The 23,677-nt window shown below is 71.9% G+C and carries 32 protein-coding genes and 1 pseudogene; 16 read left to right on the top strand and 17 right to left on the bottom strand.

From position 1 onward, the window contains the following. Positions 1-4: 4 nt before the first annotated feature. From O1G21_RS29795 to O1G21_RS29780, 4 genes are all read left to right on the top strand, one after another. Positions 5-634, top strand: a complete 630-nt coding sequence (locus O1G21_RS29795) for a TetR/AcrR family transcriptional regulator (RefSeq protein WP_270148032.1) — start codon at positions 5-7, stop codon at positions 632-634. 23 nt (positions 635-657) lie between these two features. After that, positions 658-1,392, top strand: a complete 735-nt coding sequence (locus O1G21_RS29790) for a tyrosine-protein phosphatase (RefSeq protein ID WP_270148031.1) — start codon at positions 658-660, stop codon at positions 1,390-1,392. 172 nt (positions 1,393-1,564) lie between these two features. Then, positions 1,565-1,846, top strand: coding sequence for a hypothetical protein (locus O1G21_RS29785; protein ID WP_270148029.1), 282 nt, complete (start codon positions 1,565-1,567; stop codon positions 1,844-1,846). Beyond that, complete coding sequence (locus tag O1G21_RS29780; RefSeq protein WP_270148028.1) at positions 1,843-2,178, top strand: hypothetical protein; 336 nt, start codon at positions 1,843-1,845, stop codon at positions 2,176-2,178. The genes O1G21_RS29785 and O1G21_RS29780 overlap by 4 nt, the downstream gene beginning before the upstream one ends. A 17-nt stretch (positions 2,179-2,195) precedes the next feature. Here O1G21_RS29780 and O1G21_RS29775 read toward each other — a convergent pair whose 3' ends face one another. Beyond that, on the bottom strand, positions 2,196-3,134 hold the full coding sequence (locus O1G21_RS29775; RefSeq protein ID WP_270148027.1) for a pentapeptide repeat-containing protein: 939 nt from the start codon (positions 3,132-3,134) through the stop codon (positions 2,196-2,198). Between the two features lie 117 nt (positions 3,135-3,251). Here O1G21_RS29775 and O1G21_RS29770 point away from each other — a divergent pair, with 117 nt between their 5' ends. Further along, a complete protein-coding gene (locus O1G21_RS29770; protein ID WP_270148025.1) occupies positions 3,252-3,908 on the top strand; it encodes a GNAT family N-acetyltransferase in 657 nt (218 codons plus the stop codon). Here the strand turns inward: O1G21_RS29770 and O1G21_RS29765 are convergent. Continuing rightward, a complete protein-coding gene (locus tag O1G21_RS29765; protein ID WP_270148024.1) occupies positions 3,899-4,711 on the bottom strand; it encodes an SGNH/GDSL hydrolase family protein in 813 nt (270 codons plus the stop codon). The genes O1G21_RS29770 and O1G21_RS29765 overlap by 10 nt on opposite strands. A gap of 381 nt (positions 4,712-5,092) precedes the next feature. Beyond that, a pseudogene (locus O1G21_RS29760) lies at positions 5,093-5,455 on the bottom strand (winged helix-turn-helix transcriptional regulator); the annotation flags it as partial. A gap of 97 nt (positions 5,456-5,552) precedes the next feature. On the opposite strand from O1G21_RS29760, the gene O1G21_RS29755 reads away from it, so the two are divergent. Next, the gene (locus tag O1G21_RS29755) at positions 5,553-6,767 is read left to right on the top strand and encodes a pyridoxal phosphate-dependent aminotransferase (protein ID WP_270148022.1); all 1,215 of its coding nucleotides are present in this window, start codon (positions 5,553-5,555) and stop codon (positions 6,765-6,767) included. A gap of 42 nt (positions 6,768-6,809) precedes the next feature. Next, the gene (locus tag O1G21_RS29750) at positions 6,810-7,142 is read left to right on the top strand and encodes a YnfA family protein (protein WP_270148021.1); all 333 of its coding nucleotides are present in this window, start codon (positions 6,810-6,812) and stop codon (positions 7,140-7,142) included. A gap of 35 nt (positions 7,143-7,177) precedes the next feature. Here O1G21_RS29750 and O1G21_RS29745 read toward each other — a convergent pair whose 3' ends face one another. The 3 genes from O1G21_RS29745 to O1G21_RS29735 form a co-directional block, all read right to left on the bottom strand. Then, on the bottom strand, positions 7,178-8,845 hold the full coding sequence (locus O1G21_RS29745) for a purple acid phosphatase family protein (protein ID WP_270148019.1): 1,668 nt from the start codon (positions 8,843-8,845) through the stop codon (positions 7,178-7,180). 184 nt (positions 8,846-9,029) lie between these two features. Beyond that, positions 9,030-9,284 (bottom strand): hypothetical protein, encoded by a 255-nt coding sequence (locus O1G21_RS29740; protein WP_270148018.1) that lies wholly within the window; start codon positions 9,282-9,284, stop codon positions 9,030-9,032. A gap of 106 nt (positions 9,285-9,390) precedes the next feature. Beyond that, a complete protein-coding gene (locus tag O1G21_RS29735) occupies positions 9,391-9,819 on the bottom strand; it encodes a (2Fe-2S) ferredoxin domain-containing protein (protein ID WP_270148017.1) in 429 nt (142 codons plus the stop codon). A 251-nt stretch (positions 9,820-10,070) separates the two neighbouring features. On the opposite strand from O1G21_RS29735, the gene lepB reads away from it, so the two are divergent. Continuing rightward, positions 10,071-10,745 (top strand): signal peptidase I, encoded by a 675-nt coding sequence (gene lepB, locus O1G21_RS29730; protein WP_270148015.1) that lies wholly within the window; start codon positions 10,071-10,073, stop codon positions 10,743-10,745. A 215-nt stretch (positions 10,746-10,960) separates the two neighbouring features. Next, positions 10,961-11,899 carry an SGNH/GDSL hydrolase family protein gene (locus O1G21_RS29725; protein ID WP_270148013.1) on the top strand — a complete coding sequence of 313 codons (939 nt, stop codon included), beginning with the start codon at positions 10,961-10,963 and terminating at the stop codon, positions 11,897-11,899. A gap of 114 nt (positions 11,900-12,013) precedes the next feature. On the opposite strand, the gene nicT is transcribed toward O1G21_RS29725, so the two are convergent. Next, positions 12,014-13,150 carry a Nickel transporter NicT gene (nicT, locus tag O1G21_RS29720; RefSeq protein ID WP_270148012.1) on the bottom strand — a complete coding sequence of 379 codons (1,137 nt, stop codon included), beginning with the start codon at positions 13,148-13,150 and terminating at the stop codon, positions 12,014-12,016. Between the two features lie 264 nt (positions 13,151-13,414). Between nicT and O1G21_RS29715 the strand changes: the two genes are divergently transcribed. The 4 genes from O1G21_RS29715 (at position 13,415) to O1G21_RS29700 (ending at position 16,914) form a co-directional block, all read left to right on the top strand. Continuing rightward, positions 13,415-15,265 (top strand): CocE/NonD family hydrolase, encoded by a 1,851-nt coding sequence (locus tag O1G21_RS29715; RefSeq protein WP_270148011.1) that lies wholly within the window; start codon positions 13,415-13,417, stop codon positions 15,263-15,265. 62 nt (positions 15,266-15,327) lie between these two features. Continuing rightward, positions 15,328-16,020 carry an aspartate/glutamate racemase family protein gene (locus O1G21_RS29710; protein ID WP_270148010.1) on the top strand — a complete coding sequence of 231 codons (693 nt, stop codon included), beginning with the start codon at positions 15,328-15,330 and terminating at the stop codon, positions 16,018-16,020. A 23-nt stretch (positions 16,021-16,043) separates the two neighbouring features. Next, entirely contained in the window at positions 16,044-16,223 is a 180-nt protein-coding gene (locus O1G21_RS29705; protein WP_270148009.1) for a hypothetical protein, read from the top strand. Positions 16,224-16,275: 52 nt separating this feature from the next. Beyond that, entirely contained in the window at positions 16,276-16,914 is a 639-nt protein-coding gene (locus O1G21_RS29700) for a hypothetical protein (protein WP_270148007.1), read from the top strand. A 12-nt stretch (positions 16,915-16,926) separates the two neighbouring features. Here O1G21_RS29700 and O1G21_RS29695 read toward each other — a convergent pair whose 3' ends face one another. The 3 genes from O1G21_RS29695 to O1G21_RS29685 form a co-directional block, all read right to left on the bottom strand. Beyond that, positions 16,927-17,496: a hypothetical protein gene (locus O1G21_RS29695; protein WP_270148005.1), complete on the bottom strand. Its 570-nt coding sequence runs from the start codon at positions 17,494-17,496 to the stop codon at positions 16,927-16,929. 294 nt (positions 17,497-17,790) lie between these two features. After that, complete coding sequence (locus tag O1G21_RS29690; RefSeq protein WP_270148004.1) at positions 17,791-18,198, bottom strand: hypothetical protein; 408 nt, start codon at positions 18,196-18,198, stop codon at positions 17,791-17,793. Positions 18,199-18,344: 146 nt separating this feature from the next. Next, entirely contained in the window at positions 18,345-19,046 is a 702-nt protein-coding gene (locus O1G21_RS29685; protein WP_270148003.1) for a DUF4328 domain-containing protein, read from the bottom strand. Between the two features lie 249 nt (positions 19,047-19,295). Between O1G21_RS29685 and O1G21_RS29680 the strand changes: the two genes are divergently transcribed. Next, positions 19,296-19,856, top strand: coding sequence for an HAD domain-containing protein (locus O1G21_RS29680; protein WP_270148001.1), 561 nt, complete (start codon positions 19,296-19,298; stop codon positions 19,854-19,856). A gap of 133 nt (positions 19,857-19,989) precedes the next feature. Next, positions 19,990-20,817: a PhzF family phenazine biosynthesis protein gene (locus O1G21_RS29675; protein ID WP_270147999.1), complete on the top strand. Its 828-nt coding sequence runs from the start codon at positions 19,990-19,992 to the stop codon at positions 20,815-20,817. Positions 20,818-20,923: 106 nt separating this feature from the next. On the opposite strand, the gene O1G21_RS29670 is transcribed toward O1G21_RS29675, so the two are convergent. The 6 genes from O1G21_RS29670 to O1G21_RS29645 form a co-directional block, all read right to left on the bottom strand. Then, positions 20,924-21,082, bottom strand: coding sequence for a hypothetical protein (locus tag O1G21_RS29670; protein WP_270147998.1), 159 nt, complete (start codon positions 21,080-21,082; stop codon positions 20,924-20,926). Between the two features lie 25 nt (positions 21,083-21,107). Next, positions 21,108-21,539 (bottom strand): SRPBCC family protein, encoded by a 432-nt coding sequence (locus O1G21_RS29665; protein WP_270147997.1) that lies wholly within the window; start codon positions 21,537-21,539, stop codon positions 21,108-21,110. A 140-nt stretch (positions 21,540-21,679) separates the two neighbouring features. Continuing rightward, positions 21,680-21,832, bottom strand: coding sequence for a hypothetical protein (locus O1G21_RS29660; RefSeq protein WP_270147996.1), 153 nt, complete (start codon positions 21,830-21,832; stop codon positions 21,680-21,682). After that, positions 21,820-22,101, bottom strand: a complete 282-nt coding sequence (locus O1G21_RS29655; RefSeq protein WP_270147995.1) for a hypothetical protein — start codon at positions 22,099-22,101, stop codon at positions 21,820-21,822. The genes O1G21_RS29660 and O1G21_RS29655 overlap by 13 nt, the downstream gene beginning before the upstream one ends. After that, positions 22,098-22,301 carry an ATP-binding protein gene (locus O1G21_RS29650; RefSeq protein ID WP_270147994.1) on the bottom strand — a complete coding sequence of 68 codons (204 nt, stop codon included), beginning with the start codon at positions 22,299-22,301 and terminating at the stop codon, positions 22,098-22,100. The genes O1G21_RS29655 and O1G21_RS29650 overlap by 4 nt, the downstream gene beginning before the upstream one ends. A gap of 274 nt (positions 22,302-22,575) precedes the next feature. After that, positions 22,576-22,986: a hypothetical protein gene (locus O1G21_RS29645; protein WP_270147992.1), complete on the bottom strand. Its 411-nt coding sequence runs from the start codon at positions 22,984-22,986 to the stop codon at positions 22,576-22,578. 170 nt (positions 22,987-23,156) lie between these two features. Between O1G21_RS29645 and O1G21_RS29640 the strand changes: the two genes are divergently transcribed. Further along, positions 23,157-23,387 carry a GntR family transcriptional regulator gene (locus O1G21_RS29640; protein WP_270147990.1) on the top strand — a complete coding sequence of 77 codons (231 nt, stop codon included), beginning with the start codon at positions 23,157-23,159 and terminating at the stop codon, positions 23,385-23,387. 43 nt (positions 23,388-23,430) lie between these two features. Here O1G21_RS29640 and O1G21_RS29635 read toward each other — a convergent pair whose 3' ends face one another. Continuing rightward, positions 23,431-23,658, bottom strand: a complete 228-nt coding sequence (locus O1G21_RS29635) for a hypothetical protein (RefSeq protein ID WP_270147988.1) — start codon at positions 23,656-23,658, stop codon at positions 23,431-23,433. Between the last annotated feature and the right edge of the window lie 19 nt (positions 23,659-23,677).

Genomic DNA, 23,677 nt, shown 5'->3' with positions numbered 1-23,677 from the left:
CGGCATGAGTGGACTGCGGGAGCGCAAGAAGGAACGGACGCGACAGGCCATCTCCGAGGCGGCCATCGCGCTCTTCCTCGAGCACGGCTTCGACCAGGTCTCGGTGGCGGACGTCGCGGCCGCCGCCGAGGTCTCCAAGCCCACCCTGTTCAGCTACTTCGCCAGCAAGGAGGACCTGGTCGTCCACCGCTTCGCCGACCACCAGGACCAGGCGGCGGACGTGGTCCGGGGCCGGGCCGACGACGAGTCGGTGCTCGACGCGCTGCGCCGGGACTTCCTGGACGGCCTCGCCCGGCGCGACCCGGTCACCGGCCTCAACGACCACCCCCAGGTGCTCGCCTTCACCGCGCTGGTGTACGGCACCCCGAGCCTGGCCGCCCGGGTCAGCGCGTACGTGTCCCGCGCCGAGCAGTCCCTCGCCGAGGCACTGCGCGAGGCCCCCGACCTCGCCCCGCCCCGGGAGCTCACCGCGCAGCTGCTCGCCGCCCAGGTCACCGCCACCCAACGCGTCCTCGCCCTGTACAACTGGCGCCGCATCCACGACGACGGGCGCACCGCCGACGACCTCCATACCGAGGCCGCCGCCGACGCCGAGCGCGCCTTCGAACTCCTCGCCCGGGGCTACACCACCTGACACCGCTGACTAGAGTGCCACCCATGTCAACGCGTCACATCGAGTTCGAGGCCCTGCACAACTTCCGTGACCTGGGCGGCTGTTCCGCCACCGACGGACGGACCGTCCGCCGGGGCCTGCTCTACCGCTCCGACTCGCTCGGCAAGCTCACCTCCCGCGCCGACCTGGAGCGACTCCAGGCCCTCGGCGTGCGGACCGTGATCGACCTGCGCTACGACTGGGAGATCGCCGCCAAGGGCCGGGTCCCCGACTTCGACGGACTGGACTTCCACAACTACTCGATCGAGCACCGCCCGTACGACCAGGCCTCGATCGACCCCGAGCTCGACCCCTGGCGCTACCTCGCCGACCGCTTCGCCGAGGTCGCCGAGGACGGGGTCAAGGAGATCCGCCAGACCCTGGACGTGATCATCGCGGCCGAGGCGCCGGTGGTCTTCCACTGCATGTCCGGCAAGGACCGCACCGGCCTGATCGCCGCCCTGGTGCTCACCCTGCTCGGCGTCTCCGAGGACGACATCGCCGCCGACTTCGCCCTCACCGAACGCGCCACCCCGCACCTCATCGCCGACTGGCACGCCACCCACCCCGGCCAGACCCTCCGCTGGCCCAGCTACGGCCGGGCCCCGGAGACCGTCATCCGCCTCGCCCTCGCCGACCTCGCCAGCCGTTACGGCTCCGTCATGGCCTACCTCACCGACACCATCGGCCTCGACCACGACCGGATCGGCGCCCTGCGATCACGGCTGCTCACGTCCTGATCACTTGTGGCGGGTTGCCTGGCACGGGCCCACGGACCGGTGCGGGGCGGCTACCGTTAGGAGCTCAGGGCTCGGCCCGGCGCCGGGTGAACCGACGAGGAAGGGGTTGGTGGGGATGAGTGCCCAGCCCACCGAACACGGGCATGGTGCAGGTCGCTTGGGCCTGCCGCCGATGGACACGCTCCAGGAGCTTCGGGCCGCGCTGCGGGCCGGCCACGGCTTCCCCGGCGACGCGGAGCGGCTGGACGCCGAGCTCGCCGAGCAGCTGCTGCGCCGGGTGCCGGTCGACCAGCTCGATCAGGTCGGGGAGGTCGGTACGGTGGTCGACCTGGTCGCGGTCGCCGAGATCGTCGCCGCCTACCGGGGCCGGGTGCTGCTCGCGGCCGACCGCGAGACGGCCGACGCCATGAACGAGGCCGTGAACGAGCTGCTGACCCGGCAGGGCACCGAGTGAACGACCCGCACAACCAGGGCGACCCGGGCAGCACGGAGATCGCGGCCGTTACCGATCGAGCTGCCCAGCGGGCCAAGGAACTCGGCGTCACCGAGGCGTTGGAGGCGCTACGCGCCGAACTCGAACGCGAGCCACGGCTCGGTCGCCACATCCGCACGGTCGCCGAAGGCACGCAGCAGGTCGAGTTCTACTCCACCCGCATCGAGGGCGACCCGGCGACCGATCGCCCGGCGGTCAACGTCGTGCACGCCTTTGCCCCCGCACCTCCCTGGCCTCCGACCGTGCGGATCGCCTCGGTCGTACCCGAGGACCCGCTCCACCCGGGGGCCTGAACAGCAGCGGTCCGTTCCTACCGCCGGCGCGGGCGGCCGCCTGAGCGGCCGCCGCTGCCCTGTGGCCGGGGGTTGCCGCGCGGCTTGCGGTCGGCGGCGGCCGGGGCGGCCGGGGCGGTGTCGGGCCAGTGGGCAGGGCGGGTCAGGGCGGCCGGGAGGCGGGTGGTGGCGTCGCCGCGGGCGGCGTTGAGCTGGGCCTGGGTGAGGAAGAGGGCCGTGGTGAGGTCGGCGCCGGCGAGGTTGGCGTCGCGGAGGTCGGCACCGATGAGGTCGGCGAGGCGGAGGTCGGCGCCGGAGAGGTCGGCGGCGACGAGGAGTGCGCCGCGCAGGTTGGCGCCCTGGAGGTCGGCGCCGCGCAGGCGGGCGCCGAAGAGGTCGGCGCCGCGGTGTTCGCGGCGGCGGGGGACGGCGGCGCGGACGAGTTCGCCGGCGCGCAGCAGGAGGTCGCTGATCCGCTGGCGGTGGGCCGGGAGGTCGACGGCGAGGATCTCCTCGGGGGTGCCGCCGGCGAGGCGGTCGGTCTGTTCGAGGGCCTGTCGCAGTTCGGCGTGGACGGGGCGGGCGGGGGCGAAGGTGAGCGCCTCGGTGAGGTACCGGAGCAGCTCGTGGAGTTGCCGGACGATCGGGAACACGTCGAACATCGGCTTGGCCGTGTCGGGTTCCTCGCGCCAGCTGACCCCGCCGAAGGTGACCTGGGAGACCCGCTGCCCGGCGCCGAAGCAGTCGTAGACGGTGCAGCCCTGGAAGCCGCTGTCGCGCAGCCGCGCGTGGATTCCGCAGCTGAAGTCGGTCCGCAGGTTGCGGCAGGGGGTGCCGGCGGCCTTGTTGACGGCGAAGTCGGAGCCGGCGGCGAAGGGCAGGGCGACGCAGCAGAGCCCGAAGCAGCTGCCGCAGTCGGACTGGAGCGGGGTCGGCGCGGCCGCCGTGAGGTCCTGCGGCGACTCGGTCTCGCTCACGGTCCGGGTCCTCTCACCTGCTGGATGCTTGGTCCAGAGATCTTACTGGGCAGAGCCACCCCCACCCCTGTAAGGTGCCAAATCGATAAGAGGCCATTACGTACGGGGGTTCACGCCATGCCGCAGTCGAACGTCACCGAGCTGGTCCGGATGTGGATCAGCGGTTGGGTCGTCTCCCGGGGCGCCGCCGACCCGGTGGAGCAGCCGTGGGGCTGGACCATCGACGTCGGTGCGCCGACCAGAGAGGTGGGGCGGCACGTGCTGCCGGAGCCGACCGAGGCCGAGGTCCGCAAGCTCGCCGAGGCGACCACCGCGCCGGCCACCTGGCTGAAGCTGTTCGCCGACGACGACACCGTACGGCCCTGGCTGGGCCCGCGGTGGCGGCTGGACCCGCCGGGCTTCCTGATGACCGCCCCGCTCGCGCCCGAGCAGCCCGAGCTGCCGGCCGGCTACACCCTGACCACCTGGGCCCGGGGCGGCGTCCTGCGCGCCCTGGTGCGCAGCGCGGACGGGCAGCTCGCCGCCCGCGGCCAGGCGGGTCTGGCGGGTGCGGTGGCCGTGCCGGACCAGATCGTGACCGCCCCCGAGCACCGCCGTCGAGGCCTGGGCTCGGTGGTGATGCGGGCGTTGCAGTCCGGCGCGTACCAGGCGGGCGCCCGCACCGGGGTGCTGGTCGGCACGGCGGAGGGCCAGGCGCTGTACACGGCGCTCGGCTGGACCACCCAGGCCCCGATGGCGAGCCTGGTGCTCGAAGCCGAAACGGTTCAGCAGTAGGGCAGCAGCTCCGGCCGCTTCGGCGGCCGGCCGTCGCCGGAGGAGCGGCCGGTGAGGCGGCGGCCGATCCAGGGGCCGAGGTGGGTGCCCAGCCAGCGGGCGTCCGAGCGCAGCTTCTCGACTCGGCCGGGCGGGGCGGCCGCGGGCAGCGGTGCGCGCCAGTCGAAGGCGGCGGGGCGGCCGAGCGCCTCCAGCACGCCCTCGGCGACCCGGCGGTGGCCCTCGGGCGACAGGTGGAGGCGGTCCTCGGCCCAGAGCCGGCGGTCGTCGAAGCAGGGCGCGGAGAAGAGGTCGACGACGGCGAAGCCGTCCTGCTGTCCGAGCTCCTGCACGAAGGCCTTCATCCGCAGGATGGTGGGCAGCAGCCGGGCACTGCCGGCCAGCCGGCGAGTGGGGTCGGTGCTGGTGAACAGCACGACCGTGGCGCCGGTGGCGCGCAGCTCGGCGGCGCAGCGGCCGAGCAGCCGCTCGACCCGGTCGATGTCGCAGCCGGGGCGCAGCACGTCGTTGAGGCCGCCGGCCAGGGTGACGAGTTCGGCACCCATCGAGACGGCGGCGGGGAGCTGTTCGTCGTGGATCTGGCCGATGAGCTTGCCGCGGACGGCGAGGTTGGCGTACCGGAAGTCCGCGGCGTCCCCGTCCACGGCGTCCTCGTTCGCGGCGGCTTCGGCGGCCAGTGCGGAGGCGACCCGGTCGGCCCAGCCGCGGTAGTGGCCGTCGGGGTGCAGGTCGTCGCACATGCCCTCGGTGAAGGAGTCCCCGACGGCGACGTAGCTGGCGTAGCTGCGGCTGGTGGTGGGCACGGACTGCCTCCGCTCTCCTGAGATGGCTCGCGATCCGACGATCGTACGTGTGCACTTGCCAACCACTACCGCGGGGGTCCGGCCGCTCATGCGCCCGCCTCGCTGCGCTCGGCAGGGGCCTGAGCCCATGCGCACCTCTTGACGATGAGCTCGCTGCGCTCGCTCATGCGCCCGCCCCGCTGCGCCCGGCAGGGGCCTGAGCCCATGCGCACCTCTTGACGATGAGCTCGCTGCGCGCGCTCATTCGGCGTCCACTGTGCGTTTATCGGTCCGGGCCATCCTGGGACCACGGGGCGGCGGCCGGCGACGGGGGCCTTGCCGCCGCCCCACCGGCGCCCTCCGGCGGACTCAGCCCGCGACGGCGGCCTCCTGCGCGGTGCTCGGCGCCGTGAACCAGTGCTCGCGCACCGCGTCGGTGGGCCGCTGTTCGCCCAGGGCGCCCAGCCCCCACTCCCCCAGGGCCTCGACCACCGGCCGCAGTTCGCGCCCGCGCTCGGTCAGCTCGTAGACGGTCGCGTTGGCCGGCCGCTCCAACCTGCGCCGCAGAGCGAGCCCCTCGCCCTCCAGTTGCTTGAGCCGGGCGGCGAGGATGTCGGTGGAGACACCGGGCAGGTCGGCGTGCAGGTCGGTGTAGCGGCGCGGGCCGCGGAGGAGTTCACGGACGATCAGGAGGCTCCAGCGCTCCCCCACCGCGTCCAGGGCGCGGGCGACGGCGCAGTACTGGTCGTAGCTTCGGCGTGACATGCGGATCAGCATAGCCAATAGGTTGGACTTTCCAAGTGCCAACTTGGTAGAACAAAGCAGAAGCAACGGAGCGGTGGTGACGGTCGGGAGGCCGCAGATGGAGTTTCGGCAGTCCAGCAAGCTGAATGACGTGTGCTACGAGATCCGGGGCCCGGTGGTCGACCAGGCCAACGCCCTGGAGGAGGCCGGGCACAGCGTCCTGCGGCTGAACACCGGCAACCCGGCTCCGTTCGGGTTCGAGGCGCCCGAGGAGATCATCCAGGACATCATCCGCAACCTGCCCTCCGCCCACGGCTACAGCGACTCGCGCGGCATCCTGCCGGCCCGTCGCGCGGTGGTGCAGTACTACCAGCAGCGCGGGGTCCGGGGCGTCGGCGTCAACGACGTCTACCTCGGCAACGGCGTCTCCGAGCTGATCCAGATGGCGGTCACGGCACTGGTCGACGACGGGGACGAGGTGCTCGTCCCGATGCCGGACTACCCGCTGTGGACGGCCTCCGTCCGGCTGGCCGGCGGCAAGGCCGTGCACTACCTGTGCGACGAAGAGGCCGAGTGGTACCCGGACCTGGACGACATCGCCGCCAAGATCACCGCCCGTACCAAGGCGATCGTCGTCATCAACCCCAACAACCCCACCGGCGCGGTCTACCCGAAGGAACTCCTGGAGGGGATCCTCGAGCTGGCCCGCCGTCACCAGCTGATGGTGCTGGCCGACGAGATCTACGACAAGATCCTCTACGACGGCACCGAGCACCACTGCCTGGCCGCCCTCGCCGACGACGTGCTCACCCTCACCTTCAACGGCCTCTCCAAGGCCTACCGGGTGGCCGGTTTCCGCAGCGGCTGGCTCGTCGTCTCCGGCCCCAAGCAGCACGCCACCGACTACCTGGAGGGCCTGACCATGCTCTCCGGCATGCGGCTGTGCCCCAACGTGCCCGCGCAGTACGCCGTCCAGGCCGCGCTCGGCGGCCACCAGTCGATCAACGACCTGGTCCTGCCCGGCGGCCGGCTCGCCGAGCAGCGCGACATCGCGGTCAAGGCGCTCAACGAGATCCCCGGCGTCAGCTGCGTCAAGCCCAAGGGCGCCCTGTACGCCTTCGCCCGGCTCGACCCGGCCGTGCACCGGATCGTCGACGACGAGCGCTTCGTGCTGGACCTGCTGCTGCGCGAGAAGATCCACGTCGTCCAGGGCACCGGCTTCAACTGGCCCCGCCCGGACCACTTCCGCTTCGTCACCCTGCCGCGCGCCGACGACCTGGAGACGGCGATCAACCGGATCGGGCGCTTCCTGGCGACGTACCGGCAGAGCTGAGCGCTGAGGACGGGCCCCGGAACAGGCCCTACGATCGCCCCCATGGCCGTCCTCCGTTCCGTCGCCCTGTTCGCCGTCGCCGCGCTCGCCGAGATCGGCGGCTGCTGGCTGGTCTGGCAGAGCGTGCGGGAGCAACGGCCGTGGTGGCTGGCCGGGTTGGGCGTGGTCGCGCTCGGCGCGTACGGCTTCGTCGCGGCGCTGCAGCCGGACGCCCACTTCGGCCGGGTGCTGGCCGCCTACGGCGGGGTGTTCGTGGCCGGGTCGCTGCTGTGGGGCGTGGTCGTGGACGGCTTCCGACCGAGCCGCTACGACGTGCTGGGCGCGCTGATCTGCCTGGCCGGGGTCGGCGTGATCATGTACGGGCCCCGGCGCTGAACCTCCAGCACCGGGGCCCGTGACAGCGGTCGGGACTACCAGCCCCAGCCGCCGCCCTCGCCGTCGTCGTCGCGGCCGGAGTCCCAGCCCTCGCCGACCTTGCGCAGGATCGTGTAGTTGTCGATCTGGCTGCCGTTCTCGGCCAGCGCGGTGACCTTCATGACCGACTTCCGGCCCAGGTGGGCCGGGGTGACGTCGACCTTGATGAAGGAGTAGCCGGTGTAGCGCACCCGCGACCACTGGATGGTCTCGGGGACCTTCACCCGGCCCTTGTCCCAGTAGTAGGTCTTGACCTCGTCCTGGTGGTTCTCGTGCCCCTCGTAGGTGTCCGGCACGTCGAACTTGTACAGGCTGCGGCCGGCCGCGCCCGCGGTCACGTACACCACGCCGTCCTTGGCCGGCTCGATGGTGGCGCCGCTCGGCACCTGCTTCGAGACCTTGTTGCCGAGGATGGCGTCGGTGCGCTCGTAGATGTGGTTGTGGCCGTTGATGACCAGGTCCACCCGGTACTTCTCGAACAGCGGCACCCAGGCCTCGCGGACGCCGCCCTCGGAGGCGTGGGCGACGGTGGTGGAGAAGGCGCAGTGGTGGAAGAAGACCACGATGAAGTCGACGGTCTCGTCGCCGCGCAGGTCCTTGAGGGTGCGCTCGAGCCACTTGGTCTGCTGGTTCGCCGAAATGCCCAGGTTGGCCGGGATCTCGTAGGAGACGTCGTTGGCGTCCAGCGAGATGACACCGACGTTCTTGTAGCGGAAGGTGTAGACGCCGGGGACCTTGCGCGGGTCCGGGCCGTTGTCCGGCAGGAAGAAGCGGGAGTTCTCGCCGCCGTAGCCGTTGGGCGAGTACCAGGCCTCGACGTCGTGGTTGCCGTACGCGACCATCCACGGGACGTCGGCGGCGACCGTCTCGGTCTGGACCAGGAAGTCGTCCCAGGTCCTCGCGTTGAAGACGGACTTGTCCGGGTCGGTGCCGGAGCCGGCCGGGTCGGCGTAGCAGATGTCGCCGGCGTGCAGGTGGAAGGCCGGCTTCTGGGCCTTGATGATGTTGTCGTTGCCGGCCGCGTGGGCGCTGACGCCCTGGTCGCCGAAGGCGGTGAAGGTGAACGGCTCGTACACCTTGCCCCAGCGGTGGTCGCGGGAGGGCGCGGTGCGGAAGGTGTGCAGGGTGGAGATCTGCTGCTGCGAGGCGGGGTCGAAGCCCTCGTGGCCGACGCCGTAGTAGTAGGTCGTGTCGGGGTGGAGGTCCTCCAGCGCCACGTGCAGGTAGTACTGGTCCACCGGCTGGCTGTTCGGGGTCAGCGCCGGGGTGTGCAGGGCGCGGACCTCGGCCTGGATCTTGTGGCTGAGCTCCCACGGGTGCTTGCCGAAGCGCAGGAACGGCTTCTTGACCGGCGCCGGCACCTGCCAGGAGATGCGGAACTGGGTGTCCGGCTCGGGGCCGAACTGGAGGTGGCGGCCGATCGGCGCGACCAGCGCGCCGTCGATGCCGGCCGCCGTGGCCCCGGTCAGCAGCTGGGGGCCGGCCGGAGCGGCGAAGGCCGGCGCACTGCCCAGTGCACCGCCGACGGCGACGGCGCCCACGGTCACCGCACCGGCGCGCAGCATCCGGCGGCGGGAGAATCGGGCCCGCAGGTACTCGTGCTGCTCGGCCGTGCTCATGCGGTCGGCAAGCTTGGCCGGCACGCCCATGTTGGGGATATCCATGCGCGGGACTCTGTCACCGGCGCGTTGACCGCACGCGGACGCGTGGTGAACGGGCGTCAGCGCCTCCCCCACTCGGACACCAACAGCCGATCACAAATCGGTAAAGAACATGCCCATGGCCAAGCGATGGCGGATCATGTCGCCGGTCAGCGCGGCGAGCTGAGTGGCCGTCCCGGAGGGGGCGTCAGGCGGAAGGTTCGTCCCAGAGGTTCGCGGACCGGTTGCCGGTGCCGTCACAGGTGCGGCAGATCTCGTCCCGGTACGCCTGCTTGGCGCCGGTCGCGTCCACCCGGTAGCGGACGTACACCCCGGTGCCGTCGCAGAGGAAGCAGTTGCCGCCCCCGCCGCCCACCTCGGTGGTGCCGGTGCCCTGGCAGGTGCGGCAGTTGAGGCCGGCGGTCCGGCCGGTGCCCGCGCAGATGCGGCAGACCGTCGTCATCGTCTTCCTCCCCAGCGCGGAACCACTCGATGCCACCGGTCATGGTAGTGGGCCGACTTCGAAGCCGTCTCGGACGTGAATCTGACCGACGGTCAGTTTCCGCCGGTCACTCCGGCAGGCCCTCGCGGACCCGGCGGGAGACCGAGATCAGCTGGAGGTCGAGCAGCCCGGGCGGATCGGCGAGGCCGGGACCGCCCGCGTGCACCCAGGCGGCTATGTCGTCGATCATCTCGTCCATCAGCACGAAGCCGAGCCAGACCGGACGGCCGCCCGCCGCCCGCCCCTCGCTGGACGGGCCGACCACCACCACGTTGGACTGGGTGCACACGTCCAGGCAGGTGACCGCCCGGACCCGGCCCGCCGAGCCGACGGCCGTCCGCAGCCGCTCGTACTGGCCCGCGTGGTCGACCCCCGGATGCTTCGCCTCGGTGCCGCAGCAGCAGCCCCGGCATACGGTGACGGTCACCGGGGAGCCGGCGCCCCGCTTCCGGCCACCATCACGACTACCATCACGCTCGCGGTCTCGGCGGCTCATCCGCTGGGGTCCCCCTCCTGGTCGGCGCCCCGGTCGACGGCACGCTCTGCACCGGAACTGTACCTGTCATCCCCGGCGCCGCCGGAGGGCGCCCGGGGGGTCGGCGCGGGCGCGGCGGGCTCTGCGCGGGCGTGATACGGACCGGCGCGGGCGCGGTGCGGCTCACCGAGGCGCCGCGCATAGGATGCGCACGACCTCGCGGCCCGCCGTGCGTGCCGGACGAGGGCCGCGACGAGGAGGAGAACGGGCGGATGCCGAAGCGGAGGGCCCGGGGCCTGTGGTTCGCCGTGGCCGTGGCGGTGGCCGGCCTCCTGTGCGGGGCGCTCGGGCTCTCGGTCGTCCTCACCGGCGGCTACTCCGTCCACCGCATGGACGGCACGGCGATGGGGCCGGGCCTTCGGCCGGGCGACCGGATGCTGGCCGACAAGGTCTCGGCCGCCGACGTCCGGCGCGGCGAGATCTACATCGTCGACTCCCCCTGGGGCCTCCACGGCTCCCCCGTCTTCCGGGTGATGGCCCTCGGCGGCCAGCGCATCGCCTGCTCCGGCGGGCGGCTCAGCCTCAACGGGCGGCCGCTGGACGAGCCGGCCGACCGACAGACCGACACCTGCCGACGCGACTTCGACGTCTCCGTCCCGCCCGGGCGGGCCTTCCTGATGGGGGACCGTCGGGCCACCGCGGACGACTCCCGCCTGCACGTCGACGACGACCACCAGGGCACCGTCGAGCTCGCCGAACTGACCGGCGACCGGGTGGTCTGGCACTCCGGCAGCGACTCCCCCGCCCTGCCCGGCAAGCTGATCGGCGCGGCGGTGCTGATGGTGCTCGGGTCCCTGATCACGGTGCTCGGGGTGCTCGCCGCGGTCGTCATCGCCTCCTTCGCCGCCGCCCGTCGCCGTACTCCGGTCCACCCGGCCCACCCCTGAACCGAGGCGAATTCCGCTCCACCACGTATCGGATTTGTTTTCGAAACACGATGGAGCGGAATTCGAAATGTCACCCGGTGCCATCTGACGGGATTTCCGGAATTTCGGTCGGAAGCATGGACGCCGACGAAACCTGGCAGTAACTTACCTGCGAGTAGCTGTGGCCCGGCTCGGCACGACCCCCCACCCGTCGTTTCTCTCCCCCAGGAGGAACCGTGCTCCGCCCTGCCCGGAATTCCCGGCGACTCCGCAATTCGAGCCTGCTCGCCGCCGTCGCCGTCGGCGCCGCCCTCGCGCTCACCTCCACCACCGCCCAGGCCGCCACCCCCGCCCCGAAGCACTACGTGGCCCTCGGCGACTCCTACGCCGCCGGCGCCGGCGTGCCCGGCCAGTCGGCCGGCCTGTGCCTGCGCTCCGACCACAACTACGGCCACCTGGTCGCCGCCTCGCTCGGGGCCGGTACCTACACGGACGTCACCTGCGCGGCCGCCAAGGTCAAGGCGATGACGCAGCCGCAGTACGACGCCTTCATCCGGGTCAACGACCCGCAACTGGACTCGGTGACCGCCGACACCGACCTGGTCACCCTCGGGATCGGCGGCAACGACCTCGCCGCCAGCGACCTCGGCCTCGGCGAACTGGTCGCCACCTGCATCGCCGGCGCCGTCGTCAACCCGCTCGGCACGCCCTGCAAGGACGTCTACCACCACGGCTACTGGGACTGGAACACCTGGTCCTGGCAGTACGGCAACGACGACCTGGCCGAGCGGATCACCACCAGCATCGCCCCGCAGATCGCCACCACCCTCCAGCAGATCCACGCCAAGGCCCCCAAGGCCAAGGTGCTGCTGGTCGGCTACCCGTCCGTACTGCCCGCCGACGGCTCGACCTGCGTGCTGCGCCAGCCGGTGACGCCGGGCGACGTCGAGTACATGTACGGGGTGCTCAACAAGCTGAACGCCGCCCTGAAGTCCACCGCGGCCGCCAACGGCGCGACGTACGTGGACACCGCGACACCGACCCGCGGGCACGACGTCTGCTCGGACGACCGCTGGATCGAGGGCGCGCTGCCCGGCTCGCCCGCCGTGCCGTTCCACCCGAACGCGACCGGCGAGCAGGTGATGGCGGAGGCGGTGCTCGCCGCACTGAAGTAGCCGCCGCGGCACAGGCTTTCGCTCAGGGCTTCGAAAAGCCCCGAGGGGCCGGTGACCAGACCGACGCTTTCCGACGGTCACCGACCCCTCGGGCGCCTTCGACCCGTTCCGGGGCTATTCCGGCTCGGCGGCGGAGGCGGCCGCCAGCCCCGCCGACCACTTCTCCTCGACCCTGCCGAACTTCCAGAACGCGATCGCCCCGATCCAGGTCAGCACGAACAGTCCGACGATCGCGTAGCCGACGAAGTTCAGGTCCAGGCCACCGATCCAGGCGATCGGCCCGCTGGTGATGTCCAGCTTCTCGCCGAGCAGGCCGATCAGTTCGACCAGGCCGATGACCAGCGCGACCAGCACCGACAGGCCGGTCACGGTCAGGTTGTAGTAGATCTTGCGGACCGGCTTGGAGAACGCCCACTCGTAGGCGAAGTTCATGAACGAGCCGTCGATGGTGTCCAGCAGGCTCATCCCCGCCGCGAACAGGATCGGCAGCGTCAGCAGCGCGTACCAGGGCAGCGAGAAGGCCGCCGCGCCGCCCGCCAGCACCAGCAGGGACACCTCGGTGGCGGTGTCGAAGCCCAGGCCGAACAGCAGGCCCACCGGGTACATGTGCCAGGACTTGGTGACCGCCCGGGTGACCTTGCCGAGGATCCGGTTCATCAGCCCGCGCCGCTCCAACTGGCGCTCCAGCTCGGCCTCGTCGTACTCGCCCAGGCGCATCCGGCGGAACACCCGGAGGATGCCGTTGAAGGCGCCCAGGTTGATCAGGCCGAGCAGCAGCAGGAACGACCCGGAGACGGTGGTGCCGATCAGGCCGGTCATCCTGTGCAGGGTCGAGTCGTCCGCCTGGACCTGGTCGGCGAGCGTGCGGATGCCGAAGGCCAGCAGCGCGCACAGGCCGAAGACGACCGAGGAGTGCCCGAGCGAGAACCAGAAGCCGACCGACAGCGGCCGCTTGCCCTGGCCCATCAGCTTGCGGGTGGTGTTGTCGATCGCCGCGATGTGGTCCGCGTCGAAGGCGTGCCGCATCCCGAGGGTGTACGCGGTCAGGCCCATGCCCGCGCCGAACACCTGGCCGCCGACGTCGTAGTGCTCGGGCGCGACCAGGGCGAGCAGGGTGAACCAGCCGATGACGTGCAGCGCGAGGATGAAGCCGCCCATCCCGGCCAGCCGGATCCACTCCTCACGGGTGAGCCGGTCGCGCCATCTGACGGCTGGGGCAGTTGCCGGGGCACCTGGGGCGGCGCTGGGCATCCTGTGGTCCTTTCGGGTGGTCCGGGCGGAGCTGGGCCATCTTTTCCCTCTCGGCGCGCAGTTGCAAGTCATGCGCAACAACGTCTCGGTTTCCGGGCTCGGCTTGCGGGCTCGGCTGTCAGCTGGTCGAGCCGCCGCCGAAGATCGTCATGCGCCGCACAGGACCCTCCCCTAGGGTCGGAATGCCGACGGCCCCGCGGCGCGATCCCCGTCCGCGCCCAGGCCACTCGGCGCTCACCGGCCCGGGACCCGATGGGAGCGGCCATGCCGTCGTACCCGTTCCACACCACCCGCGAGGACGTCCGCATCCCGCTGCCCGACGGCACCGAACTCGCCGCCCGGGTGTGGCGGCCGGTCAGCGACGAGCCCGTCCCCGCCCTGCTGGAGTACTCGGCCGACCGCCTCGGCGACCGCACCGCCGCCGAGGACGCCCGCCGCCACCCCTGGTACGCCGGCCACGGCTACGCCGCCGTCCGGGTCGACACCCGCGGCCACGGCAACTCCGGCGGCCTGCCCGGCGAACCCGGCGACGAACAGGAACTCACCGACGGCGCCGCCGTCATCGACTGGCTCGCCCACCGCTCCTGGTGCAACGGCCGGGTCGGCCTGCTCGGCGTCGGCGCCGCCGGCACCACCGCGCTGCGGCTCGCCGCCCGGGTGCCGGACACCGTCGGCGCGGCGGTCACCGCCTGCCCCCAGGGCGGCCACCGCCTCGGCGGCGCCGTCCTCGCCGCCGACCTCCACGCCCGGCTCACCGCGCTGATCGCCGACGCCGCCCTCCCCCCGGACCCGCGCCAGCTCGGCGACGCCTGGCGGCCCACCTGGCTGGCCCGGCTCGAATCGCTGGAACCCCCGGTCGAGGCCTGGCTCGCCGCCGGGGACACCACCGTGCCGGTCTCCGTCCCGGTGCTCGCGGTGGCCGGCTGGGGCGACCCGTCCTGCTCCTTCGTGCTGCGCCTGCTCGCCGAGTCCCCCACCGCGCGCGCCCTGCTCGGCCCCTGGCCGCACGGCCTGCCCGAGGCCGCCCTGCCCGAGACCCTGCGCTGGTGGGACCACTGGCTGCGCGGCGTCGACACCGGCGCCGTCAAGGAACCGGCCCTGCGCAGCTGGATCAGCACCCGCTGGACCGGCGACGAGGCATGGCCCTCCCCCGACGTCCGGGAGATCCACTACGACCTGGACGGCCAGCTGCGCACCGCCGGCACCGCCTCCGACGACCGCTACGTCCACGTACGCTCCCCCCAGCACACCGGACTCAACGCCGGCGCGTACGTCCCGCACGGCCGCCCCGCCGACCAGCCGCCGGACCAGCGCGAGGAGGACGGACGCTCGGTCTGCTTCGACTCCCTGCCGCTGCCCGAACCGGTCGAGCTGCTCGGGATCCCGGTCGCACGGCTGCGGCTGCGCTCCGGCGAGTCCCCCGTGCAGGTGGTGGCACGGCTGTGCGCGGTCGGCCCGGACGGCACCTCCGCCCTGCTCACCCGGGGCGTCCTGACCACCACCGGCCCGGACGCCGAAGTCGAACTCGCCGCCTGCGCGGCGACCGTCCCGGCCGGACACCGGCTGCGGCTCGCGCTCTCCTCCGTCTACTGGCCCTGGGTGTGGCCGCCCGCCGACGACAGCGGGTACGCGCTCGACCCGTCCCACTCCGTCCTCAGCCTGCCGGTGCGCCACCTGGCGGCCGACGTCGGCGCCAGGCCCGTCACCTTCGAGGCCCCCTCACTGCCCGACCCGCTGGCCGTCCACGTCACCGAACCGCTCACCGCCCGGCCCGAACACATCACCGTGCACGACATCGGCCGCCACGAATGGCGCACCGAACTCTCCCCCGCCACCGACGGCACCCGCACCCACCCCGACGGCCTGGTCCGCGACGAACACACCGTCACCGCCTACCGCATCCTCACCGGCGCCCCGCTCAGCGCCCAGGCCCGTACGGACCACACCGTGCGGCTGGAACGGCCCGACCTCGGCTGGGACGTGACCGTCCAGACCCGTACCCAACTGCGCTGCGACGCCGGGCACTTCATCAGCGTGATGCAGCTGCGGGCGCTGGAGGCAGGGTCGGTGGTGTTCACCCGGGAGTGGCAGCACCGGGTGGCCCGGGAGAGCTGACTCCATCAAAGTTATCCTTATATAGTTGCTTTGATTTTCTCACCTGCCTTATAAATGGCGCCATGAAGACCCTCGGCCTGATCGGCGGCATGAGCTGGGAATCCACCGCCGAGTACTACCGCACCCTGAACGAACTCACCCGCGACCGCCTCGGCGGGCTGCACTCCGCCCAACTCGTGCTCTACTCGGTCGACTTCGCCGCGATCGAGGAGATGCAGGCGGCCGGGCGGTGGGAGGCGGCGGGCGCGGTCCTCGCGGACGCGGCGCGGTCGCTGGAGGCGGCGGGCGCGGAGCTGCTGCTGATCTGCACCAACACCATGCACAAGGTCGCCGACCAGGTCGCGGCGGCGGTGACCGTCCCGCTGCTGCACCTCGCCGACGCCACCGCGGACGCGGTGCGAGCGGCGGGCCTACGGCGGGTCGGGCTGTTGGGAACGGCCTTCACCATGGAACAGGACTTCTACCGGGGTCGGTTGACGACCGGCGGCCTGGACGTCCTCGTCCCCGAGACCGACTCCCGCGCCCTGGTGCACCGGGTGATCTACGAGGAGCTGTGCCGGGGTGTCGTTCGCGAGGAGTCCCGGGCGGCGTACCGGCAGGTCATCGAGGACCTGGTCGCGGCGGGCGCCGAGGGCATCATCCTCGGCTGCACCGAGATCGAACTGCTGGTCGGCCCGAAGGACAGCCCCGTCCCGGTCTTCCCGACCGCCCGCCTCCACGCCGAAGCCGCCGTGGCGACGGCCCTGGCCGACTGAACTACCTGCCCTACCGTGGGGTCATGCGCGAGGAACGACCGTACTGGAACACCAACGTGGCACGGCACGCCGGGATTCTGCGGGCGGCCGCGCCGGGGATGAGCTACCGGGAGGTGCGGGAGGCGGCCGGTCGGGTGCTGCCCGGGGTGCGGTACCGGTGGCACGTGCTGCGGCGGTACTCGCTGACCTGGCGGAAGCCCTGAGCGCACAAATCGTTGGCGGTCGGCGCTGTTACGACGGATGCTGGGCGCCACCATGATGACGTACGGAATTGACGTGCTGCCCGCAGCGTTCCCCGCCGAGTTCGCCGCTGACGCCGCGGACGTGATGGCGGTCGTCCCCGCCGCCCGCCACCGGCCGCTCGGCCCGTTCGCGGTCGTCGTCGAGGGCGAGCAGATCGCCATCCCCCATCGGGTCCACCACGACGAGCCGTCGCCCGCGGCGGTGGCCGGGCTCTCGCCGCGGCAGCGGCAGCTCCTGCACTGCTGGTACTCGCGGCACGGCGACGGGTGGGTTCGGCAGCGTCACCTGGCGCGGATCGTCCGCTCCGCGGACCCGTGGGTCGTGCCGTTCGTCCTGCGGCTGGTCGGCGAGTACGTGCTGGAGATCCTGGTCGCCATCGGTGACGAGCTGCCCGGCCTCCTCGCGCCGGGCAGCCCCGGGCGCCTCGCGTACGGGCGGTTCATCGCGGCCAATCCGGCCTTCTTCGACCGTCTCCAACGGCAGGTGGTGAGCTACTGGAGCTGCTACCACCGCGAGCTCTACCCGGACTTCCGGGCCTACCCGGGCTGCACGGTGCTGGACCTGCTGCGGTCGGCCGCCGCCGACAGCGCGGGGCACCCCTGGCCGAGCCTCGCGCCCAAGTCCCCTGCCGCGGTGCACGGGTACCGCTGAGCCCGGGCCGGTTCAGCGCTGCGCCGCCGCCGCGGCCAGCAGGATTCCGACGGGGAACGGCGCGATCATCACGCACACGAACCCGAGCACGCGCCCGCCGGCGGCGTACCACCGGGTGGGCGTGAGGCGCAGCAGCCCCTCGGCCCAGGGCGAGACGTAGCCCGCGCCGTGCCTGCGCACCGCGTCGGCGATCAGCTGCCGGCGCTCGTCGTCGGTGATCAGGACCACCCACCCGCCGGAGCGGTCCGTCAGGGAGACGATGGTCTCCAGGCGGTCCCTCGACACCGCCTGCCAGGCGCGCACGACGGCGAGGTCCCGCAGGTCCACCTCCCGCTCGCCCGACCAGGTGCGCGCCCGCACCACCCCGCCGGCCATCCGCACGCTCCTGCGTCGCGCCGTCGCGGCTTCCAGTAGGCCGATCGACCCGAGCAGGGCCACCAGCCCGGGCAAGCCCAACACCCCCGAACGCGCGAACGCCGGCCCGACCACCAGGGGCGGCACCACGACCGCCAGCAGGATGACGGCCCAGCCGACGGCGAAGAACGTGCGCCGTCTTCGGACAGCGCCAGTCGAAGCGCTCACCGCGCCACCGTAGACCCACCAACCATTCGTGCACCAGGGCTCGTTGCCGCCACCGCCCGTTCTTCTCGATCAAATGCGATGACCGGCGATCCCCGCGCCGCAAAGATCACCACGTGCAAAGAGGGACGACCGACCAGGTGCCGCGAAGCCGGGCGCAACGGTGGACCGTTACGGTCCTCTCGGCAGTGGGGATCGGGCTGCTGCCCGGGGTCGCCACGAGATACGACGAACTCGCTGTCGCTACGAAACGACCGTTCCGGGGGCGGCCGTCAACGAGTGGCTGTGAGCAAGTCGCTACGGGAAGACAGGGTTCCCGTCCTCGCCGATCCATGGATACTGGTCCGGCCGACGGCCGACGGCTTGCCAGACGGCCTGCGCCGCAGCGAACTTCACATCACCGGGGCCCGTGTCTGCTGGTGCCGTGACGATCTCGACGACGGAAACGAGCACGCCTCGGGCCTCTTCGGGGAGGCGCATGAGCGCGTACCAAGCGCCTTCCCGCGCCTCTGCCTGGATGCGTCGATCATCGGCGCGGCCGGCGCCCAGCGCGGCGCCGTAGGGCCGGACGCGCCATGCGAACACGTCGGGACCCATCCGGACTTCTGGCCCGGTGGCCACGGCTCCGTGCACGGTGACCTGGGCGAACCGCGCCCATCGACTCGTCTGGCGCAGCAGCCGGTACTTCCCCTCCACGATCCACATTCTCCCGCACCCTCTTGAGTGCGGGTCCCACAAAGATCACTTCCGAACAGGCCCCACCGGCGCTACAGGTCGGGCCGGGAGCGCACAGGAAGTCGGACGGGCCGACTTCCTGTGCGCTCCCGGCGCAGAGCGGGGTCAGCTCGGGGTCAGCTCCCGACGGCCGAGACACCGACCCCGTACGCCCGGGCGGCGGACTCGGCGAAGCGCTCCTCCTGCATGGACGTCACCTTGCGCACCACCAGGACGGCGAAGACGGCGGCGGCCAGCTCCAGCAGGTCGGAAGCGATCAGCCAGACGACGCCCTGCTGGTAGTCGTCCGGGTAGTGCGCCGCGTTGGTGGACTGGGCGCCTATTCGGCCGAGCACGTTGCCCACCACGAAGGTGGTCCACCACAGGTTGAGCGGCGTCTGCGAGAGCGGCGGCCGCACCCCGGACTCGTCCGGCCGGGCGCCGGCCTGCCAGATGTCACCGGCGATCTGCCGGGGGAACCAGAGCGCCACCAACGGGGTGAACCAGCCGCCGATCGCCCAACCGCGCCGGAACCGGTGCCCGTGCGGGTTCAGCACCTCGGCGTTCACCCGGACCCGGTAGAACCAGGTGATGAAGGCGGCCGCCGTGGCGACCAGGGCCACCAAGGCCACCGTCGACGCGGCCTGATCAAGGTGGTCCGCGTCGGCGATGGTGGCGTCGTCGACCAGATCGATGTTGGTCAGGAGATCACCGACCAACCCGTACAGTCGGACGTCGACCGCGAGGCGGAACAGTGACGCCGCACCGCTCACGGAGAGCAGGACGGTGGCGGCGGTGGCGGCCGCCTTCGGGGAGCGGAAGACGGCAGGCGAAGGCATGGGTGTAGGACTCCAGGTCCGGCAACGGGGGTGACGGGCCGCTACCTTAGGGCCCACCAGCTTCGCGCATTAGCGTTTTCGTGAATCAGTCGCGGACGGGACTCACGCCTCAGGCACGAACCCCCCACCGCTGGCGCACAGTATGCCCCGCGCCTACGACAACCGGCCGTCGAGCGGGGCGCCGAAGAAATGCGTTGGGCCGGGGCCGGCCCGGCCGCTATCGTGCGGGGACGATCGGGGGGGTGCGTCATGGTGCGGCCGGTACTGCTGCTGGACGTGGACGGGCCGTTGAACCCCGATGCGGCGAAGCCGTACCGGCGGCCCGAGGGGTACGACACCCACCGGTTGATGACGCCGCGTTGGGAGGCCGCCGAGCGGCGGCGGCTCGCCTGGTGGGGGACGCCCCACAAGGCACCGAAGCCGCTGCGGGTCTGGCTCAACCCGGGGCACGGGCCGGCGCTCGCCGCGCTGCCCTACGACCTGGTGTGGGCGACGACCTGGGAGGAGGAGGCCAACGCCTTCATCGGGCCAGTCCTGGGGCTGCCCGAACTCCCGTACATCGCCTGGTCCGATCCGCGGTCAGAGACGGCTGACGGCGTGTTCTGGAAGACGCCGGAGATCGTCGACTGGGCGCAGGGCCGCCCCTTCGCCTGGGTCGACGACCACATCACGGCCGCGGACCGCGCCTGGGTGCGGGCCCACCACGACGGTCCGGCGCTGCTCCATCACGTGGACCCGAAGGTCGGGCTGACGGCGGACGACTTCGCGCGGCTGGCGGACTGGGCCCGCCGGCTCGACTCCACCCACTGACAACCGGCGGCCTCGGGTGGTCGGCCTGGTACGCGAGTCGACCAGTCCCGGTTCCGCGCCGAGGGCACGTCAGTCCACCTGCTGCGGATTGGCCCTTGGCGGCACTGGTCCCGGTGACGCTACGGTCCCCGACATGCACCTCTACGTCGTCGACGCCTTCACCGATCGCCCCTTCTCCGGGAACCCGGCTGCCGTGTGCCTGCTGCCGGCCGGACAGTGGCCGGACGCCGCGTGGATGCAGCGGATCGCGACCGAGATGAACCACTCCGAGACTGCGTTCGCCCTTCCGCTGTCCGCCTCGGCCGAAGCCGACTGGGCCATCCGGTGGTTCACCCCACGAGTCGAGGGCGACCTGTGCGGCCACGCCACGCTCGCCACCGCGCACGCGCTGCGCACTGCGAAGGGCCTCGTCGGAGCCGTTCGGTTCCTGAGCCGGAACCACGGCGTTCTCGTCACCCACGCCGACGCGGAGGGCGCCATCACGCTCGACTTCCCGGCGGCCCCCGGCGCCGCGGTGCCCGTGCCGGACGAGCTCCACGAAGCCCTGGGGGCCGTCCCCGAGGCCGCCTTCCGCTCCGACGGCCTCGGCGACCTGCTCGCCGTCTTCCCGGACGAGGCCACGGTCCGGGCTCTCACGCCGAACCTCGACGCCGTCGCCGACCTGACGATCCGCGAGGGCCTACGCGGCGTCATCGTCACGGCCCCCGCCTCCGACACTGGCCTGGGCCACGACTTCGTCTCCCGTTTCTTCGCCCCGGCCAGGGGCATCCCCGAGGACCCGGTGACCGGCAGCGCCCACACCACGCTCGCCCCGTACTGGTCGGCACGACTCGGCCGCAAGGAGCTCACAGGCCTCCAGGTGTCCGCACGCAGCGGCCTGGTACGCACCGCTGTGAACGGCGACCGCGTCCACCTCACAGGGAACGCCGTCACGGTCCTGGACGGCGCCCTGCACGTCTGACTCCGCGAGACGGACCCTCGCCAGTCAAACCCCGGTCAGACGCCGAACAGACGCCAAACCCCATCGAGACGGGTCACCCGTACCGGACACGACGTCCGGCGCCCGCTCACCCGGGCCCGCGGCCGACTCCGGCGTGCGCCCACTCGCGCAGGCGGCGCACGCCGGGGTCGGTGGCATGGACGTCCAGCGCACCGATCCGCCGGTCGGTGATCGAGGGGGCGGGGTCGGGCGCGTGGAAGGCCGAGGTGGGGAGCGGGTCGGTCATGGCGCTCGCACTCGGTGGGGGTCGGCTACCGCTCCGACTCCACCAGGTTCTTGAACTGCTCCAGGCCGCCCCGGACGGTGTTCTCGATCCGGTGGACCTGGGCCATGCCCCGCGGGCCGCCGAAGGTGTCCTGGATGGCCTGCGGCTCATACTCCAGTTCCATCTGCACCTGGCTGTGGTCCCGGTCCAGCGACCGCACCGAGAGGGTGCCCTTCAGCTCCGGGCTGCCCTGCGTCTCCCAGGCGAGGACCTGGTCGGGGCCGCGGTCGGTGAGAACGGCATCGAACTCCCGCTGCACCCCACCGGCCCGCACGTCCAGATGGGCGCGGTCGCTGCTGGGCGCATAAGCACGTTCGACGCCGTCCAGGAACGTCGAATAGGCCTCGACGTCATGCAGCCGCCCCCAGACCTCCTGCGCGGGGGCATCGACGGTGATCTGTTCCCTGAGCCTGGTCATGTGAACTCGCCTCCTGGCCCGGCGGACCGGATCTCTTGGGTTCTTCCAGCCTGCGCCGCCTGCAGAGGCCCGGCAACAGGGGGCGGGAAGCGGACAGCCGCCCGGTGGGTCCGGCCGGGCGGCTCGGGCGGGGAGGCGGGTCAGGCCACCGGTTGGCGGTCGGGGTCGGGGGCGTCGACGGTGGCGTCGTCGGGGCGGTGGGGCATCCGCAGGACGGCGAGCGTGCCGAGGGCGACGACGGCGATGGCGAGGAGCAGGAGGGTGAGGAGGACGAGGCCGATCAGGAGTCGCACGGGTCGTCGTCCTCGCTGCTCTTGTCGTGGTCGCGGAGGAGGGTGAGGAGGTTGAGGACGGTCGAGGCCGGGGCGTTGCCGAAGCGGACGAGGACGCGGCCGTCCACGACGCTGTCGGTGGTGGCCGCGGGCCAGAGGAGGCCGAACTTTCGGCCGCGCTCGGCGAGTTCGGCGAGCAGGTAGGAGACTTCGATCTCCGTGTAGGTGCGCATCAGCGGGTCGGCCGGCTCGATCGGGCCGCGGCTGCAGTCGTCGGCGGCGGCGCTCACGCGGCGGCGTCCAGCTCGAACCAGACGGACTTGCCGGTCTTGCGGGGCTCCGTGCCGAAGCGGTGGGTGAGCGAACGGACGAGGTGCAGGCCCCGACCGGTGACGGCGTAGGGGTCGGGGTCCTCCCGCTGGGTGGGGAAGACGGGGTTCTCGTCGCTGACGGAGACGCGGAGGACGTCGCCGATGATGAGGACGACCACCAGGGGCGCCGCACTGCCGCCGTGGCGCCAGGCGTTCGCCTGCTGTCTCTTCCCGTAGTAAGAGAGGCTGAAAGAACGCCCCGCCCAGGATCGGCCCGGACGGGGCTGTGAGGGGTCTAGCGGGTCTTCAGCGGGGTGCAGGGGACCCGGCACGCCCATCGGACGTACACGGGGCCGCTCACGCGGTCCACGGTGCCGATCACCTTGCCGTCAGCGGTCGGCTTACCGCAGATGCAGCACGCATAGGCCTTCGACGCCTTCTTCTTCCGCGCCATCACGCACCCGCCCCGGTGAGCACTCGATCAGTAGTGGTCGCGTCGTCCAGCCAGTGAAGCGGGTCGGGCAGATCGAGCTGAGCCGCGAACGCTGCCGCACGACGCTCACGGACGTTCTTCGCCGGGGCTGTCCCGACGAGCGTCACCGGGTGCTGAGGGGGCGCTTCGACGGCTTCCGGGGTGTAGGGCCGGACGATCCGGTTGGCCTCTCCTTCGAGGGGCTGACGCCAGTCGATGACGTGCTTGGGGATCGTCCCGAGAGCGGGCGTCTTCGGTTCCGGCGCGGACTGTGCGGTGACGGGCTTGGACTGGAACGGCTGGCCCGCGTCCACGGGCAGGTACAGCGCGATTAAGCCAGCCAGCAGGACGCATGCCCAGGCGGCGAACGCCCAGGCGATAAAGTTGGTCATGTCGTCGCTCCTCGAAAGCGTCGGCCATCCCCGGGACGAATAAGCGGTGCCAGCCGCCTTCGTCGCCGGGCTTTCTGTTGGGCAGACCTTACTAGGGGTCCCTATCCCTGTCTATTGCCCCCTATAGCACCCGACTCCCGCCAGCGCCCGCCGACGGTTACCTTCGTGGCATGGAGTTCGACCCGACCCGCCCCAAGTGGCGACAGATCCGCGACGAGATCGCCCGCAAGATCGAAAGCGGCGAGTATGCGCCCGGCCACCTGATTTCGGCGGTGCAGCTCGAACGCGATTTCGGGGTAGCGCGTGCGACCGTTCAGAAGGTCACGGCGGCGCTGCGCGAAGACGGGCTGATCCGAACTGAAACCGGGATGGGAAGCTTCGTGACAGACCGCACGAGGTAGCCCCGCCCAGGCGAACCCGGACGGGGCCGTTTCGAGGAGTGACTCAGCGGGACTTCGGGACGACGAATCCTCGCGCCGGACCGGTCTGCCGGGACCGACCCGCGACAAGCGTCAGCGCTTCGTCGGTGATGTCCCGCCGGGTAGCAGCATCGGCGCGGTCGTACACCCTCCAACGCCCGTTCGGGTTGTCGAGGTCTTCGGGGGAGACGATTCCCCGAATGCCTAGCTGTTGAAGGGTGTTGGCGACTTGCCGGGCTTCGTTCTCATCCATGCGTCCCGCCCTTTCTGTG

The organism is Kitasatospora cathayae (assembly GCF_027627435.1).
GTDB classification, from domain to species: domain Bacteria; phylum Actinomycetota; class Actinomycetes; order Streptomycetales; family Streptomycetaceae; genus Kitasatospora; species Kitasatospora cathayae.
This window is presented reverse-complemented; position numbering and strand designations above follow the sequence as displayed.

Excerpts from the sequence above, each read along its gene's own strand:
- O1G21_RS29700 (WP_270148007.1), top strand. The coding sequence starts at position 16,276 with ATGATGACGTACGGAATTGACGTGCTGCCCGCAGCGTTCCCCGCCGAG.
- O1G21_RS29715 (WP_270148011.1), top strand. The coding sequence starts at position 13,415 with ATGCCGTCGTACCCGTTCCACACCACCCGCGAGGACGTCCGCATCCCG.
- O1G21_RS29680 (WP_270148001.1), top strand. The coding sequence starts at position 19,296 with ATGGTGCGGCCGGTACTGCTGCTGGACGTGGACGGGCCGTTGAACCCC.
- O1G21_RS29675 (WP_270147999.1), top strand. The coding sequence starts at position 19,990 with ATGCACCTCTACGTCGTCGACGCCTTCACCGATCGCCCCTTCTCCGGG.
- O1G21_RS29795 (WP_270148032.1), top strand. The coding sequence starts at position 5 with ATGAGTGGACTGCGGGAGCGCAAGAAGGAACGGACGCGACAGGCCATC.
- O1G21_RS29755 (WP_270148022.1), top strand. The coding sequence starts at position 5,553 with ATGGAGTTTCGGCAGTCCAGCAAGCTGAATGACGTGTGCTACGAGATC.
- O1G21_RS29685 (WP_270148003.1), bottom strand. The coding sequence starts at position 19,046 with ATGCCTTCGCCTGCCGTCTTCCGCTCCCCGAAGGCGGCCGCCACCGCC.
- O1G21_RS29745 (WP_270148019.1), bottom strand. The coding sequence starts at position 8,845 with ATGGATATCCCCAACATGGGCGTGCCGGCCAAGCTTGCCGACCGCATG.
- O1G21_RS29640 (WP_270147990.1), top strand. The coding sequence starts at position 23,157 with ATGGAGTTCGACCCGACCCGCCCCAAGTGGCGACAGATCCGCGACGAG.
- O1G21_RS29690 (WP_270148004.1), bottom strand. The coding sequence starts at position 18,198 with ATGTGGATCGTGGAGGGGAAGTACCGGCTGCTGCGCCAGACGAGTCGA.
- O1G21_RS29705 (WP_270148009.1), top strand. The coding sequence starts at position 16,044 with ATGCGCGAGGAACGACCGTACTGGAACACCAACGTGGCACGGCACGCC.
- nicT (WP_270148012.1), bottom strand. The coding sequence starts at position 13,150 with ATGCCCAGCGCCGCCCCAGGTGCCCCGGCAACTGCCCCAGCCGTCAGA.
- O1G21_RS29645 (WP_270147992.1), bottom strand. The coding sequence starts at position 22,986 with ATGACCAACTTTATCGCCTGGGCGTTCGCCGCCTGGGCATGCGTCCTG.
- O1G21_RS29770 (WP_270148025.1), top strand. The coding sequence starts at position 3,252 with ATGCCGCAGTCGAACGTCACCGAGCTGGTCCGGATGTGGATCAGCGGT.
- O1G21_RS29665 (WP_270147997.1), bottom strand. The coding sequence starts at position 21,539 with ATGACCAGGCTCAGGGAACAGATCACCGTCGATGCCCCCGCGCAGGAG.
- O1G21_RS29785 (WP_270148029.1), top strand. The coding sequence starts at position 1,565 with ATGGACACGCTCCAGGAGCTTCGGGCCGCGCTGCGGGCCGGCCACGGC.
- O1G21_RS29735 (WP_270148017.1), bottom strand. The coding sequence starts at position 9,819 with ATGAGCCGCCGAGACCGCGAGCGTGATGGTAGTCGTGATGGTGGCCGG.
- O1G21_RS29635 (WP_270147988.1), bottom strand. The coding sequence starts at position 23,658 with ATGGATGAGAACGAAGCCCGGCAAGTCGCCAACACCCTTCAACAGCTA.
- O1G21_RS29710 (WP_270148010.1), top strand. The coding sequence starts at position 15,328 with ATGAAGACCCTCGGCCTGATCGGCGGCATGAGCTGGGAATCCACCGCC.
- O1G21_RS29790 (WP_270148031.1), top strand. The coding sequence starts at position 658 with ATGTCAACGCGTCACATCGAGTTCGAGGCCCTGCACAACTTCCGTGAC.
- O1G21_RS29740 (WP_270148018.1), bottom strand. The coding sequence starts at position 9,284 with ATGACGACGGTCTGCCGCATCTGCGCGGGCACCGGCCGGACCGCCGGC.
- lepB (WP_270148015.1), top strand. The coding sequence starts at position 10,071 with ATGCCGAAGCGGAGGGCCCGGGGCCTGTGGTTCGCCGTGGCCGTGGCG.
- O1G21_RS29750 (WP_270148021.1), top strand. The coding sequence starts at position 6,810 with ATGGCCGTCCTCCGTTCCGTCGCCCTGTTCGCCGTCGCCGCGCTCGCC.
- O1G21_RS29670 (WP_270147998.1), bottom strand. The coding sequence starts at position 21,082 with ATGACCGACCCGCTCCCCACCTCGGCCTTCCACGCGCCCGACCCCGCC.